Below are 14,452 nucleotides of genomic sequence, written 5' to 3'. Positions count from 1 at the left end.
AGTTACATATACATAAACTTCATTGATCGTAATATAATATGTTTTCCCTATACTATTGTGCGCCTTAAATTGTACTGAACCTTCCATATTTAACTTCCTAAAAATTGTAAATACCTCACCTACATCTACAAAACCATCCACGTCTCTATCCTACCAAGGTCGAGCATCATAGAAACGTAGAATGTTAACTTTAGAAACAACACGCTTTCCTACAATAGAAGAATCTACTGTACTTTTCTTACTAAACTTCACATAGGATGGAGTGTTCTTAATCCATTGCTCTCCACCAAGGTTTAACCAACCAGGCTTTTCGCCCCATTCAACATAAGCTTCTGATTTATTTAGTTGACGAATCTTAGAATAGCTTGTGTCTGGTCCTTTACGTAAATTAACGTTGTAGCCTTCAATATAAGCTATACCATCGGTTACAGCTGTTGGTACTTCTGTTGGTTTAGGTGGCTTTCATGTACAGAAACATCCACACTAGAATTATTGTATGCCCGTTGTACATCAGCACGGGATTGAGCTCCTGATCCCCCATGAGATTTTAAATAATCAAGTTGATCTTCATGATCTGTACTGCCAAGATATTTAATCACATCGTAGTGAATCCACAATCCTTTTCCTACAGATAACTTGTTATCTTTTAAGATTTCCGCTAAAAGTTTTACGTATTTTTCATATGAACGCTCGAGCTTTGTATGGTCTGCTGTTTCACATAACTCTACATGTACAAATCGTTTATTAGCAGCAGGTCCACCGCCATATGCAATGTATTTTATATTAGCGATTTGGATTGTTTCATCTCAATCAACAGCATATTGAACAAATACGTTTCTTCATGTACGAGATTCATACTTTTGAATATTTCAGAAGTCGCTGTACTATGAGCTACTACGCCCTCATAAATACCTACGCCAAAACGATATGGTTGTTTTGGGAAATTAGGGATAAAAAACTTTCTATCAGCAAAAACACTTGTAGCAAATGAACCAGCAAGTACTAGAATCATAAGGAACGAGGTAATTAGCTATATTAAAACCAGCTAAAATTGGAATGAATGTAAGTGATTGATTATTTATATCCTTAATTCCTTTCAATATTATTGTTGTATTCGGATTCATATACGCTATAAACAATCTAATAATTATTGTCAAGATAGCTGGTATTAAGAAATCAAAAGTTTTTTCTGCCTTCGTTGCAGAACGCAAATAATTCATTGAAACCTCTATCGGAAACTTATTTGCTTTCCAAAACAGATTTTCTCTTCATCCATCTCCATAATCGTATCCGCTTAACAAGCATTGTTTTATTTTGAACAGGTATTCGCTTATAAATATCGAAATATACAATAAGAAAAAACAATAAAATTGATTATTCTTTCGCTTCTTTGTCCATCCTTTTAAAAAATCTATTTTTTGGAAAAGGAGTGTTTATATGGAGAAACAGACACTTTGGAAAAAATTCAAAAAAAGCTCAGTAAACCTCGGGAAATCAAGCGTATATGAAAGTATTATTTTATTTTACACAATGAAAAAGAAAGAGTTACCTACTAAAGCGAAACTCATTATATTAGCCGCTTTATCCTATTACGTATTAACAATCGATTTCATTCCAGATATAGCTGCTATTATTGGGATTGGCTTATTAGATGATGTTTTAGCAATCGCTGTGGCGCATAAATATGTTATGCGACATGCTGATGCTGAAATTAGAGAAAAGAGTAAAATAAAAATGGAATCATTATTTACTTCAGCACACATTTAACGAAGAAAGATAGGCTCTTACTTGTCTTTGCTCACTGCCTAACCATCATCTATAGCTTTTAAACAAATGATTTGAACAGTGTTAATACAGAAAAAAGAACTAAAATAATCTTTTAGTTCTTTTTTGTCAACTCAATTTATTTTTGAACAATAGTTAAAAGAGCCTATTTTAATTTACCAACTAAAACAGGCTCTTTACTAATTTAAATTTACAAGATCATCATCATTTTACGCTATACTTTGCTACTTCAACAACATTTCTCTTTCATCGCTTTCATCATAGACATAGTAGTCTTCATCATTTCATCACATTCATTCATTTTCACCATCATTGCCTTATCCATTTCTACATCCATTTGCATCATGTTATTCATCATCATTTTCATACACTTCATTTCACACATCATTTTTTCCATAGACATCATCATGTTTGTTGTTTCTACCATCATAGTTTTTTCCATATTAACATCCCCCTAGAATTTTTATGTTACAAGTATAAAAATTCCTTTTCGTTTTTCTAAAACCTTCTTAGTTTACCTCATACAAATATTTATCAATATATTTCCCTCTCAATTCGTCATTGATTAACTTTATTTATTGTCACGCTGAAACGTAAATATAATAAAAAGCATCTTATTATAGATGCTTCCTTGTCTAACAATTAAATTATTAACACTATGAAACTCCATTTGTTTCGTAAACATAGGGTAAATCTATTATTTTTATAAAATTCATAAATCCAACTATAACGTATTACAGTTTCATTCATATACTGTAGTAGATCACTAGAAAGGAGGCGTATATATGGAAAGTTGTATTGTGTTCGTAAACGGCCAACCTTTTTTAGTACTCACAGTTGCTGGCATCGAAATTGCTAGATTGGAAATTACTCTTCAAGTAGCACTAGCTTTGAGAGTTCTCGGTATTCCAATCTGTGGGTAATTCATTTAAGTAAGTTTAAAAGAGAGCTTTCGCTCTCTTTTAAACTCTTGTCAAAAAATGCACTTCTATACACTTAGCAAGTGTGACTCATAGCCTTGTAGAAATTATATAATAAATATACAAGCATTTACGTTAAAAGAACTTTCTTTAACACACACATCTGCAAACAATTTAACATCCTCTTCATATCACGTTCTTTATAGTGATTCAGACATGCTATTTGAATCCAGTTATTCTTTTGTAAATATGCTGATTCATAATGAACCATATATCCTTGTAACGCTAACGCATCACCTACTGCCTTAGAACACTGCCCTTCGTTTAATTGAATGGTAAGAACAATTTGAGCGGCATGATCTTTAGGTGAAACAAGCTTTAAATCCATAGTATTAATAGCTTGTTCAATATAAGCATACGCCTCTTTTATTTTTTCAAATGCCATTTCATCTTCAAATATTTTTAATGCTTCTTGCAATGCATAAATTAAATTCCATGAATGGGAGTATGGGATACTTTCATTTTCTTCGTACATACCAATGTCCATATAAGCAGGTACTGCCTCGTTTACTTTTACAATGTGGTTATGAAAAACGAAAGATAATCCTGTATATGATTTAATCGCTTTTCCGCTAACACCACTTGCAAAATATACATCCTTCAAATTTATTGGTATTGCTCCAATTGAGCTTATACAATCTACACATAGTTTCATTTGATATTTTTTACAAAGAATGTTTAGTTCTTCTAAATTATTTAACATTCCAGTTGATGTTTCATGGTGAACAAACCAAAGCCATTCATAATTTCCAGTTGCCATTATTTTTTCTAATTCTGTATAAATAAACGGCTCTGCCATTTCTTTTTTATACGTATCAAAATTTAAATGTGCACGTTTTGCCTGCTCAATTAATCTATTACCGAACTCCCCGTTCGCTAAAACTAGTCCTTTACCTTTTAATGAACGTAACTGTAAAGCAATTGCATCATTCGCTAACGTTCCTGTTCCTAACATAAGTTGTACACGTTTTGCTTTCGTTATTTGAAGTAATCGTTTTTTTACATTTTCCATCGTCACTTGAAATGACTTAGAACGATGCGAAATAGGCTTAGTAGAAAATGCCTTTCGAACATTTTCTTCAATATCCACTGGACCAGGTAAAAACGTATATTCTTTCGTCATAATACCTCCAACACTCGACTCTTCAAACATAGCTGGGGTAACATACATTGGCTGGAAGGCTGCTTCTTCAGTACCAACTAACGTATGGAAAGATTTGAATCCCATTTGCTCATATAAAAGTAGTTCACGTGTTGTAGCAGAAATGAGTGCCAATTCATATCCATTTAGAAGCAAATAACGATGTAAAAAGCGAATTAAACCTAATAATGCTCTTCCATTTCGATATTCACGTTCTACTGAAAGTAAACGAATTTCATATACATTTTCTCCATGTTCTTGCAAATAAAAATCTAGATTTGGAATTTTATAATCTAACGAGAATGGTCGTTTTCCTCGCAATGCAACCATACCTACTAACTTATCGTCATCTAAACAAATTAAATATGTATTTTCTTCATGGAAACGATCTATACGAACACGATCTTTCGTTTCTTCATGTTGCGGAATTTCTTCTACAAATGTTTTATAATTCAATTTATGTATACTTTCAAATTCCCAAGCTTGATCAGCAACTTTATAAATTAACCCCATGTTGTATCTCCTTTATGTATTTAATAAAAATTATAAGTGGAGATTAACTCCACTTATAAAAAGTTCATTTCATTCTCGATTTACATATAAAATAAGTACAATGATAAGTGCACTTAAAATAGTCGTAACAATAGAGTAAGAATACAAAATCATGCAAACTGGTAAACAAGCGATTGTAATTAGTCCGGGCTTAGTAAATCCTTTAAAGATTAAATAAAATATAATGAAAACAGCAATAAGAGTAAGCGCTATCAAATAATCAAATGCAATTAACCCTCCAATAAATGTTGAAATGCCTTTTCCGCCCTTGCCTTTAAATAAAATTGGGTAAATATGTCCAAGTATAACAGCCAGTAAAGCTAACATTACAAATGTAGAATCTTCGAAAAGGTATTTTGCAATAGAAACTACGATTGCCCCTTTGATCGCATCACCTAAAAATGTAGCGACGAAATACCCTTTTCCATATACGCGCCCCATATTTCTTGCGCCAGGATTACCACTTCCTTCTTCACGAATATCAACATTATGTTTCCATTTCGTTACTATATAAGCGGTCAATATGTTTCCAAATAAATAAGAAGCCACCAAATACAAAAATTGCATACTATTAATCATGTAATCATTCACTTTCTACATGGGAGTACTTATACAATATTCAATGACTATGTATATTGTACTTTTTCTTGCTTTACATCCCTTTGTATATTTTAACATCATATTTTTACAAATCATACAAAAATTCTCATACTTCTATTTTATAAAATATACACCCTTCATTAAATGATATGTTCCTTTCACTGCCATTTCTGATGGTGATACGAATATAACTTCTCCCATACTTTTCTCACAGCATTTCTTAAATTCAGCATATATCTCAGGAACGAAACGCAATATACTGCCACTTACTGCAATTAAAGGTGATAAATCAAACTGCATCTTGTTGTAAATATTCACCGTAATTATCGTTAATTCCTTAGCCGCTTGCAGAATAATTTTATGTGCATCATCATTCCCATTCCTCGCTTCCTCTATAATTAATGGTGCAATTGCTGCAACTTTATCTTTTGAAGAACTATATACTAGTCTTTTTATATGAGATGATGTTAAAAGTCGAAACTCGTCTTGAATCCTTAAGCTTAATGGACAAAGTCTAACTCCTTGATCAAATTGATTTGCCATTCTCTTTAAACCTTGTAACGCAATCCAATAACCGCTTCCCTCATCCCCTAAAATATGTCCCCATCCACCGCTATACTCGTACACTTCGTCTTTCTTTCCTATACAAATTGCACCTGTACCACCTATAGTTAATATTCCATTCTTACCTTTTAAAGCAGCTGCATGTGCAATCATTGCGTCATTTAAAACTTCAATTTGTGTTTGGTACTTCTTTTTTAGACGTACTGTTAATTCATTTGTATTTGCTCCACTTACACCCGCTAACCCTAAACAAATACAAACGCAGTGCCCATCTATTAAAGCTTTCTTGCATTGATCGATCGCCTCCATAATATGCGAAACTGCTTTTTCATAATCTATTAATATATTTCCAAACCCACTCGTACCTCTTACAACTTCGTTTCCGTCTTGATCAAATGCAATTGCTTCTGTCTTCGTGCCCCCACCATCTACTCCAATCATATACTTCATATGTTCGCCTCATTTTCATCATCTTATTGGAGGGAATGTTATATTCCCTAAAACTACAGATTGCTTTGCACCTGTTGCGCTTGGCACATTACTCGGATTACGATGATGCGTTTCGTTTGCTAATATCGCAAAGGCAATTGCTTCTTTCGCCTCTGAAGAATAGCCTATATCTTCTTGAATGAATATCGCGCACTTTTCTTCCTTCAATCCATTTCGTATCATTTCAACAAGTGTACGATTATAACTGCCCCCACCACCTAAAATTACTTCATCGATTTCATAATACGGCAGAATAAACTCCTTATAATGATGAACAATTGAACTTGCTGTAAACATCGTGACAGTCGTCAAAAGATTTTCTTTACCATGCTTTTCAAACCGCTTCAATAATTCACTTACAAACTCTTCTCCAAACTGTTCTCTACCAGTTGATTTCGGTGGATTCATTTTCAAAAATGGATGGTTCATACAATATGTCAAAATTTCATCTACAACTACTCCTTGTTTTGCAATCCTACCATTTTGATCATATGGCAACTGAAATAATCTTTGACATACATCATCGATTACCATATTTCCTGGGCCAGTATCAAAAGCAATAACACTCTTATCACTTAGATGACTTGGTACTACTGTAACATTACCGATTCCGCCAATATTTTGTAGTAATCTATTTTTAGTTTGATGACGATACAAAATGACCTCTGAATATGGCACAAGTGGTGCACCTTGTCCCCCTGCTGCCATATCCATCGTTCGAAAATTAGAGATAACCGTAGTGTTCGTTTCATATGCTATAACTGCTGGTTCTCCAATTTGCAATGTCGAAGAAATACTATTGCCTTCTTGCTTTGGCTGATGATAAATCGTTTGTCCGTGAGAACCTATTAAATCTAATTGTTCCAATGACAAATCAGCCTTTTTACAAACTTCCTCCACAGCATTGGCAAAACATAAACCAAGCTTAAAGTTCAAACTGCATATCAATTGAACATTAGATGTATCAATTGATAAAGCCTGCAGTATCTCATTTTTTATATCCTTACAAAATGGAACAGTAGTAAAATGAATGAGTTCGACTTTAGAATCTACACCGTTTCCTTCTACATGAACGAGCGCTACATCTATTCCGTCTAACGATGTACCGGACATTATCCCTGCAATATACATAATATGCATGCCCCCTATTCACTAAAAAACAATTATGTAAGTAAACAACGTACAGAAAACAATATAAATCTAAAAAACAACTGTGCTTTCGATGCAAACGATCCATCAATGAAAGAAACAACTACCGTAAGCAAAATACTTGCCGCAAAGCTTGTAACGAGCCGTATACTATGCATTTGTGATAGATTTAGCATTCTGAATAAAGGTACGAAAAGTAAATTTGCACATATCACTCCAAATAACAATAAAAATACACCTTTATAGCTAAATTTTATATTCATTCTATTTCACCCTCTCTGGACTTAATGTGAAAGAAGTGATAGACAAAATGCCTATCACTCAAAAATAAAATATAAAACTTACGGATTAACAGCTTCCCCATCACCATTTTTCTCAATTTCAAGCATGTTTTTGTCGTACATTTTAAAGAATGGTAGGTAAATAAGGAATGATATTGCTATATTTATAAAAACTAATACCACTGCACGCCAATCTCCACCTGTGGCTAAATACGCGCCAATTGGAGCTGGTAATGTCCACGGCGGCATAATATGTGTTGGCGTTACAAATCCCATCGCAGTTGCTGAATATGCAACAGTTGCTGTTACGAGTGGTGTAATGATAAACGGGATAATTAAAATTGGATTTAGTACAATCGGTAATCCGAAAATAACAGGTTCATTAATATTAAAAATACCAGGAACAATACAAGTTCTTGATAATGCTTTCGAATATTTTGATCGACCAAATACAATCATAGCTAATACAAGCCCTAACGTCGCACCAGAACCACCAATCCATATAAACCATTGGTATAACGGCTCTGGTGATATGAATGGCAACTGATCTGCTCCACTAGCAACTGCTTCACCATTTTTCCCTAAATATACTTCCCATAATGGCCGGGCAACAGTTCCAACAACCGACACACCATGGATTCCGAATGACCAAAAAAATGTAATTAAAAATACTGGAATGATTACACCGAAGTAACTATCACCAGCTTTTACTAACGGTGCCGCTAATTTATCAACTACATGATGTAAATCAATACTAAAAACGACAGTTACTAAACTCATTAAAATAATTACGAATGCAGCAGGTATAAGTGCTTCAAACGAACGTGAAACAGACGGCGGTACTTGTTCTGGCATTTTAATCATTACATTTTTCGTCTTACAAAATCTTAAAATCTCTACTGATAAAATAGATACGATCATCGTTACGAATAATCCATGCCCCCCGAGATTTGTCATCGGAAGCATAAATCCTTTTTTATCGATTAATTCGGGCGTCAATGTTAAAAGTAGTGAGCATACTGCTAACTGTGCCCCTGATAAAGCATCTAACTTATAACTTTTCGCTAAATTGTATCCTATACCAAATGCTATATATAAAGACATAATAAACATCGTTAAACGATATGGTATTAATATACTTGTTTGATTTTTCAATGCCCAAACTGATATGAAACTATCTTTCGGTAATGGTGGAAATGCTACTATTAAAAAGAAACTCCCTACGATAATAAATGGTAACGCCGAAATAACTCCATCACGGATTGCTTGTAAATGCCTCTGTTCAGAAAGCCTTGCCATCGGTCCAGATAAGTTTTTATCAAGAAACGTGACAAACTTATTCATAACGCTTCCCCCTAACTAATTAATTCATTTACAGTTTTTAATAAAGCCGGTCCACCAAGCGGCGTGTATGCTTGCGGCGGAATAATACCGCACGGAATAGATTCTTGTTCTGTAAGTTTTTTTACAGCGTCAAATCGATGTCTAACTTGAGGTGCAACCATTACAACATCCCAACCATTCTTTACTTCTTCCTCCACCTCACTTGTTCCAATAGCATGCACTTCCATGTTCATACCTTTTTTCTCTGCTTCTTTTTTTAAAGCGTTTACAACAATTGCGCTGGACATTCCTCCAGAACAAACGAATAAAACTTTCATTATTGAATCCTCCTATACTTATAAATTGTTTCTTTCAAATGAAAGAAAGTTTCACTTTACTAACAAGCATATGAAGAAATGAAACGATTTAGTTATACTGAAAGTAAATTTCACTAAAAATATTTTTCCTATTAAATTAATGTTTCAATGTTTATTTTTCTCAATTGCAGGGCCAACCTAACATCATATATTATTTTAAATAATCGTATAATAGGGAGGCGTATAAATGATTATGAAACGTTTAGTAATGATGTGCTGTATCGTCATATTGTTTACTCCTTTCTCTTTCATTTCCCCTCACTCTACTTATGCTGAAGTAAATACTACTAACAAAAAACATGAATTACGCGCTGTATGGCTAGCATCTGTTCTCAATATTGATTGGCCTTCAAAAACTGGCTTACCTATTGAAAAGCAGAAACAAGAATTTATAAGACTATTAGACGATGTAAAAAACACTGGTATGAATGCAGTCGTTGTACAAATTAAACCGACTGCTGATGCTTTCTATCCTTCAAATTACGGTCCTTGGTCTGAATACATTACGGGTACACAAGGAAAAGACCCTGGATACGATCCGCTCGCATTTATGATTGAAGAAGCACATAAAAGAAATATAGAATTCCACGCATGGATTAATCCATACCGAATAACGATGAATCACACTGATATAAATCGATTATCAAATAATCACCCTGCAAGACAACATCCCGATTGGGTTGTACCTTACGGCGGGAAGCTATATTACAACCCTGGTATTCCAGATGTGAAAAACTTTATAACGGAAGGCGCTTTAGAAATCGTAAAAAATTATGATGTTGATGCAATTCATATGGACGATTATTTTTACCCTTATAAAGTAGTTGGCGAAGAATTTCCTGATCAAAAAACATTTGAATCATATAATAATGAGAATTTTTCAACTATCGAAGATTGGCGTCGCAATAATGTAAATGAACTCGTAAAAGGTTTAAATACTGCTATAAAACAAGAAAAATCATACGTGAAATTTGGCATTAGTCCATTTGGCGTATGGCGAAATATAGCTGACGATCCAACTGGCTCTAATACAACCGCAGGTCAAAGAAACTACGATGACCTTTATGCTGACACACGTGAGTGGATACAAAAAGGGTACATTGACTACATTACACCTCAAATATATTGGAATATAGGTTTCACACCTGCTGCATATGATATATTAGTAGATTGGTGGGTAAAAGAAACAAATAACAAACCGATTCACCTATACATCGGTCAAGCGGCTTATAAAATAAATAACAACTCTGTGCCTGCTTGGTCTGAGCCAGAAGAATATCCAAAGCAAATCGCTTTAAACCATCAATATCCACAAATAAAAGGTAGTATGCATTTCAGTTTAAAAGATATAAATAACAATCCACTTGGAATTAAAGATAGACTCTCAAAAGACATATATAAACACCCTGCATTAATTCCACCTATGCCTTGGCTTGATCATGATCCGCCAAAACAACCTACTTTAAAAGGTGCCATTCCAAGAGATGAAGGTATTGCCGTAGGAATAATTGACAATAGAGATAATGACTCTTCTTATTACGCCATTTACCGTGTGAATGGAAAAAATGAAGTGGATATACAAAACCCAAAACATTTACTTACTACTGTAAGAAAAACAAAACTTGGAGAAATTTACGTAGATAAAACGGCTATTTCTGGAGAAACGTATACGTATGTGGTAACTGCAGTTGATCGATTGCATAATGAAAGCATTCCTTCTAGTTTTACTACCGTTAAGGCAAAATAAAATCTCAAAAAAAACGCCTTAAAGCTGAGAAATACTTAGCTTTTAAGGCGCCTTTTTTATTTATTCTTAAACTTCTCAGTCGCTGCTCTCATCTTCACATTCAAATCATGATCAATGGAGTCGCGAATATCACGCTCTACTACTTCCATTTCTTTTTGGAAATTTTGCAAGTATATTTTTAGTTCTTCTTCTTTTTCAGGACGTTGTGATGGTGGTAATTGTACCACTAATGATAACATCGCTGTTAAATCTTTCATTAAGAACGTTTCAAGTTTATGTTGTTGTTCAAACATGCGTTGTTCTTGATAGTACGGCAATGCATTTAATACTGAAATTGTAATGTCATCAACTGTTCTTTGTAGTGAAGGATTAATCGAGCGTTTATATGCTTGAATTGTATTTAATGCATCTGGATATCGATCATAGAAATACAATTTATAAAACGATAAGTCTGTCGGTTTTACAGTTTGCTGCGTTTCTTGTCTTAAGAAATCTTTCACTTTCATCGCGGCCACATCGATATCTTCATTTGTAAGCTTTTTCGTTGTTTTTGCCATTACATGCACTTTTTTCTGTTTTTCTTTCGGTAACATTGAAAATACTTGTTCTCTCGTACGTTGACCTGATGTACAGAAAAGAGTATTCAATGTATGTTGTTCTTTCTTTCCTTCCGTACGAATCCAGCGATAAAAGAGTGGATGTTGCGTAAACTCTTGTAAAAACGGTGTCGATTTGTTTGATAATTTCTCAATGGAATCTTGTGCTCTCTTATATGGTTTCGTCCATGAAAAATAAAGTTTACGTCCGAAGTATACAACTAAAACAACGACAGTAAATGCGATTAAAAGTAATGATCCTAATAGTAATAATACTCCTTGAATGAAACTCATTTTTTCACCTCCTCTAAAAGTCTGTTATTTCCTTGGACGCTGAATGAGTTTCTGCTTCATCTCATCATTAAATGTATCTAGTTCAATTACAAATTTCTTACTAGACTCAATAATACGTTCTGACGATTTCTCAGATGCTTCAATAGCGGCAAATACATTTTGGAATGATTCACGCAATTTATCCATGCTAATTGCAGGATTTTCTAGGAGTTTTGTTGTTTCTTCTGTATTTTGTTTTAATGCTTGTGAATTGCTTAATACCATTGATTCAATCGCTTCATTTGTTGCATTAACAGCATCAATTGTTTTACGTTGATTTGTTAATGCGAGCTGAATTGCAGCTGAAACCGTTATAACGTTTTGCGTCATCGTAATTGCATTACGAATTGCCTCTGATAGCTTTTCATTATTTTTCTTAATGATGTCTACAGATGCGATAGATTGTAATAATACACTTTTTGCTTGTTGCATATTACGAGTACGCACAAGTATCTTTTCTAATGCATCATTTATTAACGGAATATCCCTTTGACGTTCTGGATTTTGTTTCTCAGCTTCAAGCATACCAGCAAGTTTTCTTCCTAAGTATACTTGTTTATCAAGAGCGTGAATTTTATCGTGTGATTGCTCTTTTAACATTTCAAGACCAACCGTATCCTCTTGCAAGTTATCACGGCCAATGAGAAGTGATCTTATAATCTCCTCGATTTGCTTATCTATAGATTGATATTTATGCACGTAATTTTCAAGCGGATTTTTCTTAAACACTTTAAACATAAGTTTCTTCATACCAGTTGCTTTTAATGAGTTTGGATCAAGTTCTGATACCACTTTTCGTAATTCTAACAATGTATTTGGAATTTCTTCATTCTTTCCATTCATCATCGCTGTCACAGGACGTTTTAAAGCTGATAGCGTTTGTCCTGCCGCTTGCTGCTCTTTATCCCCTAAGTCTCCAAGCTGCGACAATACTTTTGATAAATCTGTATTTTGCTCGCTATTTAACTTTTGTACATAAAGATCTGCTTCTTTATTCAGTTCTTCAAGTTCTGCATCTTTTATTACTGTATCCACTACTACTTCTACATTATTATCTTTCACAATCGATACAGGTTCTTTTTTCTCGAGTTCAGTCAACAAAATCGCTCCTTTATTTATATGTGCGAATTTATGTGCACTATATTTCATCTAATATATCGTATTTCATATACATTTTTGCTTGCTTGAAATCGATTTTTCAAGAAATACCTGCTTATGCAGTCATTCCCTGTTTCATAGTATAAGTATACCTGTTCTCGTCATTATTTTCCTCAGACTTAAGACCTAGAGAACAACATACTGAAGACGGATTCTTCATAGCTTACCTTACTTATCACCACTGACTATTAATTTGAAATTCCATTTAGTTACCTTCTTAAATTCATACAATGCTCTATCTTTTGACATATACTATCTTTCAATGTGATAATTATTTTAGGTCCACTTCTAATTATTCTTCCGCGCAACAAATGCTCCCTTTTGAAAAGCTAATAACACGGTTTCAAACGTAACGTCTTCTTCAATCATCTTTATAAATCCAGCTAATTCCCCCGCATGAGAAGTTGCATTATCAATTACAAGAAAACCTTTTGGCTCTAAAATACGTTTTATATGTTCCCACCACCACATGTATTGCGTGCGCTCTGAATCTAGGAAAATAAAATCAAATGAACGATCTACTTGCGAATCTAAAAATGCCCCAGCCTCTTGATTATGAATATCGATTCTCTGTGTAAGATTTGCCCTTTCAAAATTTCCAAGTGCCTCTCCAACCCGTTCTGAAGAAAGTTCTACAGTTATAACATTTCCATTTGTTTCTTCTACCGCATTTGCTAGCCACAATGTAGAATAGCCATTTGAAGTTCCAATTTCTAAAATTTTTTTTGCATTGCAGCCCTTTACTAATACTGATAAAAACTGCCCCATTTCACGAGAAATATTTCTTAATTTTTCTTCTCTTTTTTCTTTATGTCGATCATGCTCTTCTCCATATTGTTCAAGTTGCAATAATAATGAATCTAGAGTATTCATTTTCTCCATCGCCTTTCCAAGCAATATGATGAAAAAGTACATGATGCCCGTCTACTTTTCATTATATGCGAAATGCACACCTTTTTCCTGTTATACGACAAAGAATTAAAATTTTTTATAGCATATTGTTTCGTTTTTTGGTAAAGTTAATTTCTACGTGCAATTATTTAATTCACATTATTTTACAATCAGTTTTCAATTATAAGATAATCTAAACCCCATTTAAATGAATCGGTATTTCTAATTCAACTAAGCGCCCTTTTCGGACGCATTTTCTTTTGTTTATATATTTCTGTAAGAAAGGATGCTTACACATGAACGTGATTAACTTAGATGCTGCTAGAAGACGTAAACAGCATAAAAAACTAATGATAACTATACCGATTATTAAACGCATTTATGAAGAAGACGGGGAAATTAAATTCGAGGTAGCCGGCGAAAAAGATGTACCTCTTGAAATGTTAGAAAAATAAAAAAAAAGACGCACTTCTAAAGAAATGCGTC

Annotated in this window: 16 protein-coding genes and 1 pseudogene; 4 read left to right on the top strand and 13 right to left on the bottom strand. The window is 33.7% G+C overall.

The annotated features are described in order from the left end of the window. Positions 1–3: 3 nt before the first annotated feature. Both NSQ08_RS10710 and NSQ08_RS10705 read right to left on the bottom strand, forming a co-directional pair. Positions 4–1,012: pseudogene (locus tag NSQ08_RS10710) on the bottom strand (N-acetylmuramoyl-L-alanine amidase); the annotation flags it as partial. Beyond that, complete coding sequence (locus tag NSQ08_RS10705; RefSeq protein ID WP_080683282.1) at positions 966–1,220, bottom strand: hypothetical protein; 255 nt, start codon at positions 1,218–1,220, stop codon at positions 966–968. The gene NSQ08_RS10705 and the pseudogene NSQ08_RS10710, both read right to left, overlap by 47 nt. A 217-nt stretch (positions 1,221–1,437) precedes the next feature. Here NSQ08_RS10705 and NSQ08_RS10700 point away from each other — a divergent pair, with 217 nt between their 5' ends. Continuing rightward, entirely contained in the window at positions 1,438–1,767 is a 330-nt protein-coding gene (locus NSQ08_RS10700) for a YkvA family protein (RefSeq protein WP_002035120.1), read from the top strand. Positions 1,768–2,014: 247 nt separating this feature from the next. Here the strand turns inward: NSQ08_RS10700 and NSQ08_RS10695 are convergent, their stop codons facing one another. Further along, positions 2,015–2,227: a hypothetical protein gene (locus NSQ08_RS10695; protein ID WP_000416118.1), complete on the bottom strand. Its 213-nt coding sequence runs from the start codon at positions 2,225–2,227 to the stop codon at positions 2,015–2,017. 343 nt (positions 2,228–2,570) lie between these two features. Between NSQ08_RS10695 and NSQ08_RS10690 the strand changes: the two genes are divergently transcribed. After that, positions 2,571–2,708, top strand: a complete 138-nt coding sequence (locus NSQ08_RS10690; protein WP_002127410.1) for a DUF3956 domain-containing protein — start codon at positions 2,571–2,573, stop codon at positions 2,706–2,708. Between the two features lie 127 nt (positions 2,709–2,835). On the opposite strand, the gene NSQ08_RS10685 is transcribed toward NSQ08_RS10690, so the two are convergent. The 7 genes from NSQ08_RS10685 to NSQ08_RS10655 form a co-directional block, all read right to left on the bottom strand. Further along, positions 2,836–4,419 (bottom strand): aminotransferase class V-fold PLP-dependent enzyme, encoded by a 1,584-nt coding sequence (locus tag NSQ08_RS10685; protein ID WP_340774420.1) that lies wholly within the window; start codon positions 4,417–4,419, stop codon positions 2,836–2,838. Between the two features lie 69 nt (positions 4,420–4,488). Beyond that, on the bottom strand, positions 4,489–5,037 hold the full coding sequence (gene plsY, locus NSQ08_RS10680) for a glycerol-3-phosphate 1-O-acyltransferase PlsY (RefSeq protein ID WP_002085555.1): 549 nt from the start codon (positions 5,035–5,037) through the stop codon (positions 4,489–4,491). Positions 5,038–5,172: 135 nt separating this feature from the next. After that, the gene (locus NSQ08_RS10675; protein ID WP_340774415.1) at positions 5,173–6,072 is read right to left on the bottom strand and encodes a BadF/BadG/BcrA/BcrD ATPase family protein; all 900 of its coding nucleotides are present in this window, start codon (positions 6,070–6,072) and stop codon (positions 5,173–5,175) included. Between the two features lie 18 nt (positions 6,073–6,090). After that, positions 6,091–7,242 carry an anhydro-N-acetylmuramic acid kinase AnmK gene (anmK, locus tag NSQ08_RS10670; RefSeq protein ID WP_002141765.1) on the bottom strand — a complete coding sequence of 384 codons (1,152 nt, stop codon included), beginning with the start codon at positions 7,240–7,242 and terminating at the stop codon, positions 6,091–6,093. Positions 7,243–7,274: 32 nt separating this feature from the next. After that, positions 7,275–7,523: a hypothetical protein gene (locus tag NSQ08_RS10665; protein ID WP_445685783.1), complete on the bottom strand. Its 249-nt coding sequence runs from the start codon at positions 7,521–7,523 to the stop codon at positions 7,275–7,277. A gap of 78 nt (positions 7,524–7,601) precedes the next feature. Next, positions 7,602–8,885, bottom strand: a complete 1,284-nt coding sequence (locus NSQ08_RS10660) for a PTS sugar transporter subunit IIC (RefSeq protein ID WP_002136305.1) — start codon at positions 8,883–8,885, stop codon at positions 7,602–7,604. Positions 8,886–8,896: 11 nt separating this feature from the next. Next, positions 8,897–9,202 carry a PTS sugar transporter subunit IIB gene (locus NSQ08_RS10655; protein WP_002189604.1) on the bottom strand — a complete coding sequence of 102 codons (306 nt, stop codon included), beginning with the start codon at positions 9,200–9,202 and terminating at the stop codon, positions 8,897–8,899. 226 nt (positions 9,203–9,428) lie between these two features. On the opposite strand from NSQ08_RS10655, the gene NSQ08_RS10650 reads away from it, so the two are divergent. Further along, positions 9,429–10,988, top strand: coding sequence for a glycoside hydrolase family 10 protein (locus NSQ08_RS10650; protein WP_340774410.1), 1,560 nt, complete (start codon positions 9,429–9,431; stop codon positions 10,986–10,988). A gap of 56 nt (positions 10,989–11,044) precedes the next feature. Here the strand turns inward: NSQ08_RS10650 and NSQ08_RS10645 are convergent, their stop codons facing one another. From NSQ08_RS10645 to NSQ08_RS10635, 3 genes are all read right to left on the bottom strand, one after another. Then, positions 11,045–11,878: a DUF3974 domain-containing protein gene (locus NSQ08_RS10645; RefSeq protein WP_002035109.1), complete on the bottom strand. Its 834-nt coding sequence runs from the start codon at positions 11,876–11,878 to the stop codon at positions 11,045–11,047. A gap of 24 nt (positions 11,879–11,902) precedes the next feature. Further along, entirely contained in the window at positions 11,903–13,015 is a 1,113-nt protein-coding gene (locus NSQ08_RS10640) for a toxic anion resistance protein (protein WP_002085564.1), read from the bottom strand. Between the two features lie 348 nt (positions 13,016–13,363). Continuing rightward, positions 13,364–13,957: an O-methyltransferase gene (locus tag NSQ08_RS10635; RefSeq protein WP_002085565.1), complete on the bottom strand. Its 594-nt coding sequence runs from the start codon at positions 13,955–13,957 to the stop codon at positions 13,364–13,366. Positions 13,958–14,262: 305 nt separating this feature from the next. Here NSQ08_RS10635 and NSQ08_RS10630 point away from each other — a divergent pair, with 305 nt between their 5' ends. Beyond that, on the top strand, positions 14,263–14,421 hold the full coding sequence (locus NSQ08_RS10630) for a hypothetical protein (protein ID WP_002085567.1): 159 nt from the start codon (positions 14,263–14,265) through the stop codon (positions 14,419–14,421). The last annotated feature ends 31 nt before the right edge of the window (positions 14,422–14,452 follow it).

Source organism: Bacillus sp. FSL E2-8887 (assembly GCF_038007205.1).
GTDB classification, from domain to species: Bacteria; Bacillota; Bacilli; order Bacillales; family Bacillaceae_G; genus Bacillus_A; species Bacillus_A mycoides.
Note: the sequence above shows the minus strand (reverse complement) of the source record. Positions and strands in the feature narration are given on the sequence as shown.

Bases quoted from the DNA above. Each gene is read 5' to 3' on its own strand.
- NSQ08_RS10705 (WP_080683282.1), bottom strand. From the start codon at position 1,220: ATGAATTATTTGCGTTCTGCAACGAAGGCAGAAAAAACTTTTGATTTC.
- NSQ08_RS10700 (WP_002035120.1), top strand. From the start codon at position 1,438: ATGGAGAAACAGACACTTTGGAAAAAATTCAAAAAAAGCTCAGTAAAC.
- NSQ08_RS10695 (WP_000416118.1), bottom strand. From the start codon at position 2,227: ATGGAAAAAACTATGATGGTAGAAACAACAAACATGATGATGTCTATG.
- NSQ08_RS10690 (WP_002127410.1), top strand. From the start codon at position 2,571: ATGGAAAGTTGTATTGTGTTCGTAAACGGCCAACCTTTTTTAGTACTC.
- NSQ08_RS10685 (WP_340774420.1), bottom strand. From the start codon at position 4,419: ATGGGGTTAATTTATAAAGTTGCTGATCAAGCTTGGGAATTTGAAAGT.
- plsY (WP_002085555.1), bottom strand. From the start codon at position 5,037: ATGATTAATAGTATGCAATTTTTGTATTTGGTGGCTTCTTATTTATTT.
- NSQ08_RS10675 (WP_340774415.1), bottom strand. From the start codon at position 6,072: ATGAAGTATATGATTGGAGTAGATGGTGGGGGCACGAAGACAGAAGCA.
- anmK (WP_002141765.1), bottom strand. From the start codon at position 7,242: ATGTATATTGCAGGGATAATGTCCGGTACATCGTTAGACGGAATAGAT.
- NSQ08_RS10665 (WP_445685783.1), bottom strand. From the start codon at position 7,523: ATGAATATAAAATTTAGCTATAAAGGTGTATTTTTATTGTTATTTGGA.
- NSQ08_RS10660 (WP_002136305.1), bottom strand. From the start codon at position 8,885: ATGAATAAGTTTGTCACGTTTCTTGATAAAAACTTATCTGGACCGATG.
- NSQ08_RS10655 (WP_002189604.1), bottom strand. From the start codon at position 9,202: ATGAAAGTTTTATTCGTTTGTTCTGGAGGAATGTCCAGCGCAATTGTT.
- NSQ08_RS10650 (WP_340774410.1), top strand. From the start codon at position 9,429: ATGATTATGAAACGTTTAGTAATGATGTGCTGTATCGTCATATTGTTT.
- NSQ08_RS10645 (WP_002035109.1), bottom strand. From the start codon at position 11,878: ATGAGTTTCATTCAAGGAGTATTATTACTATTAGGATCATTACTTTTA.
- NSQ08_RS10635 (WP_002085565.1), bottom strand. From the start codon at position 13,957: ATGGAGAAAATGAATACTCTAGATTCATTATTATTGCAACTTGAACAA.
- NSQ08_RS10630 (WP_002085567.1), top strand. From the start codon at position 14,263: ATGAACGTGATTAACTTAGATGCTGCTAGAAGACGTAAACAGCATAAA.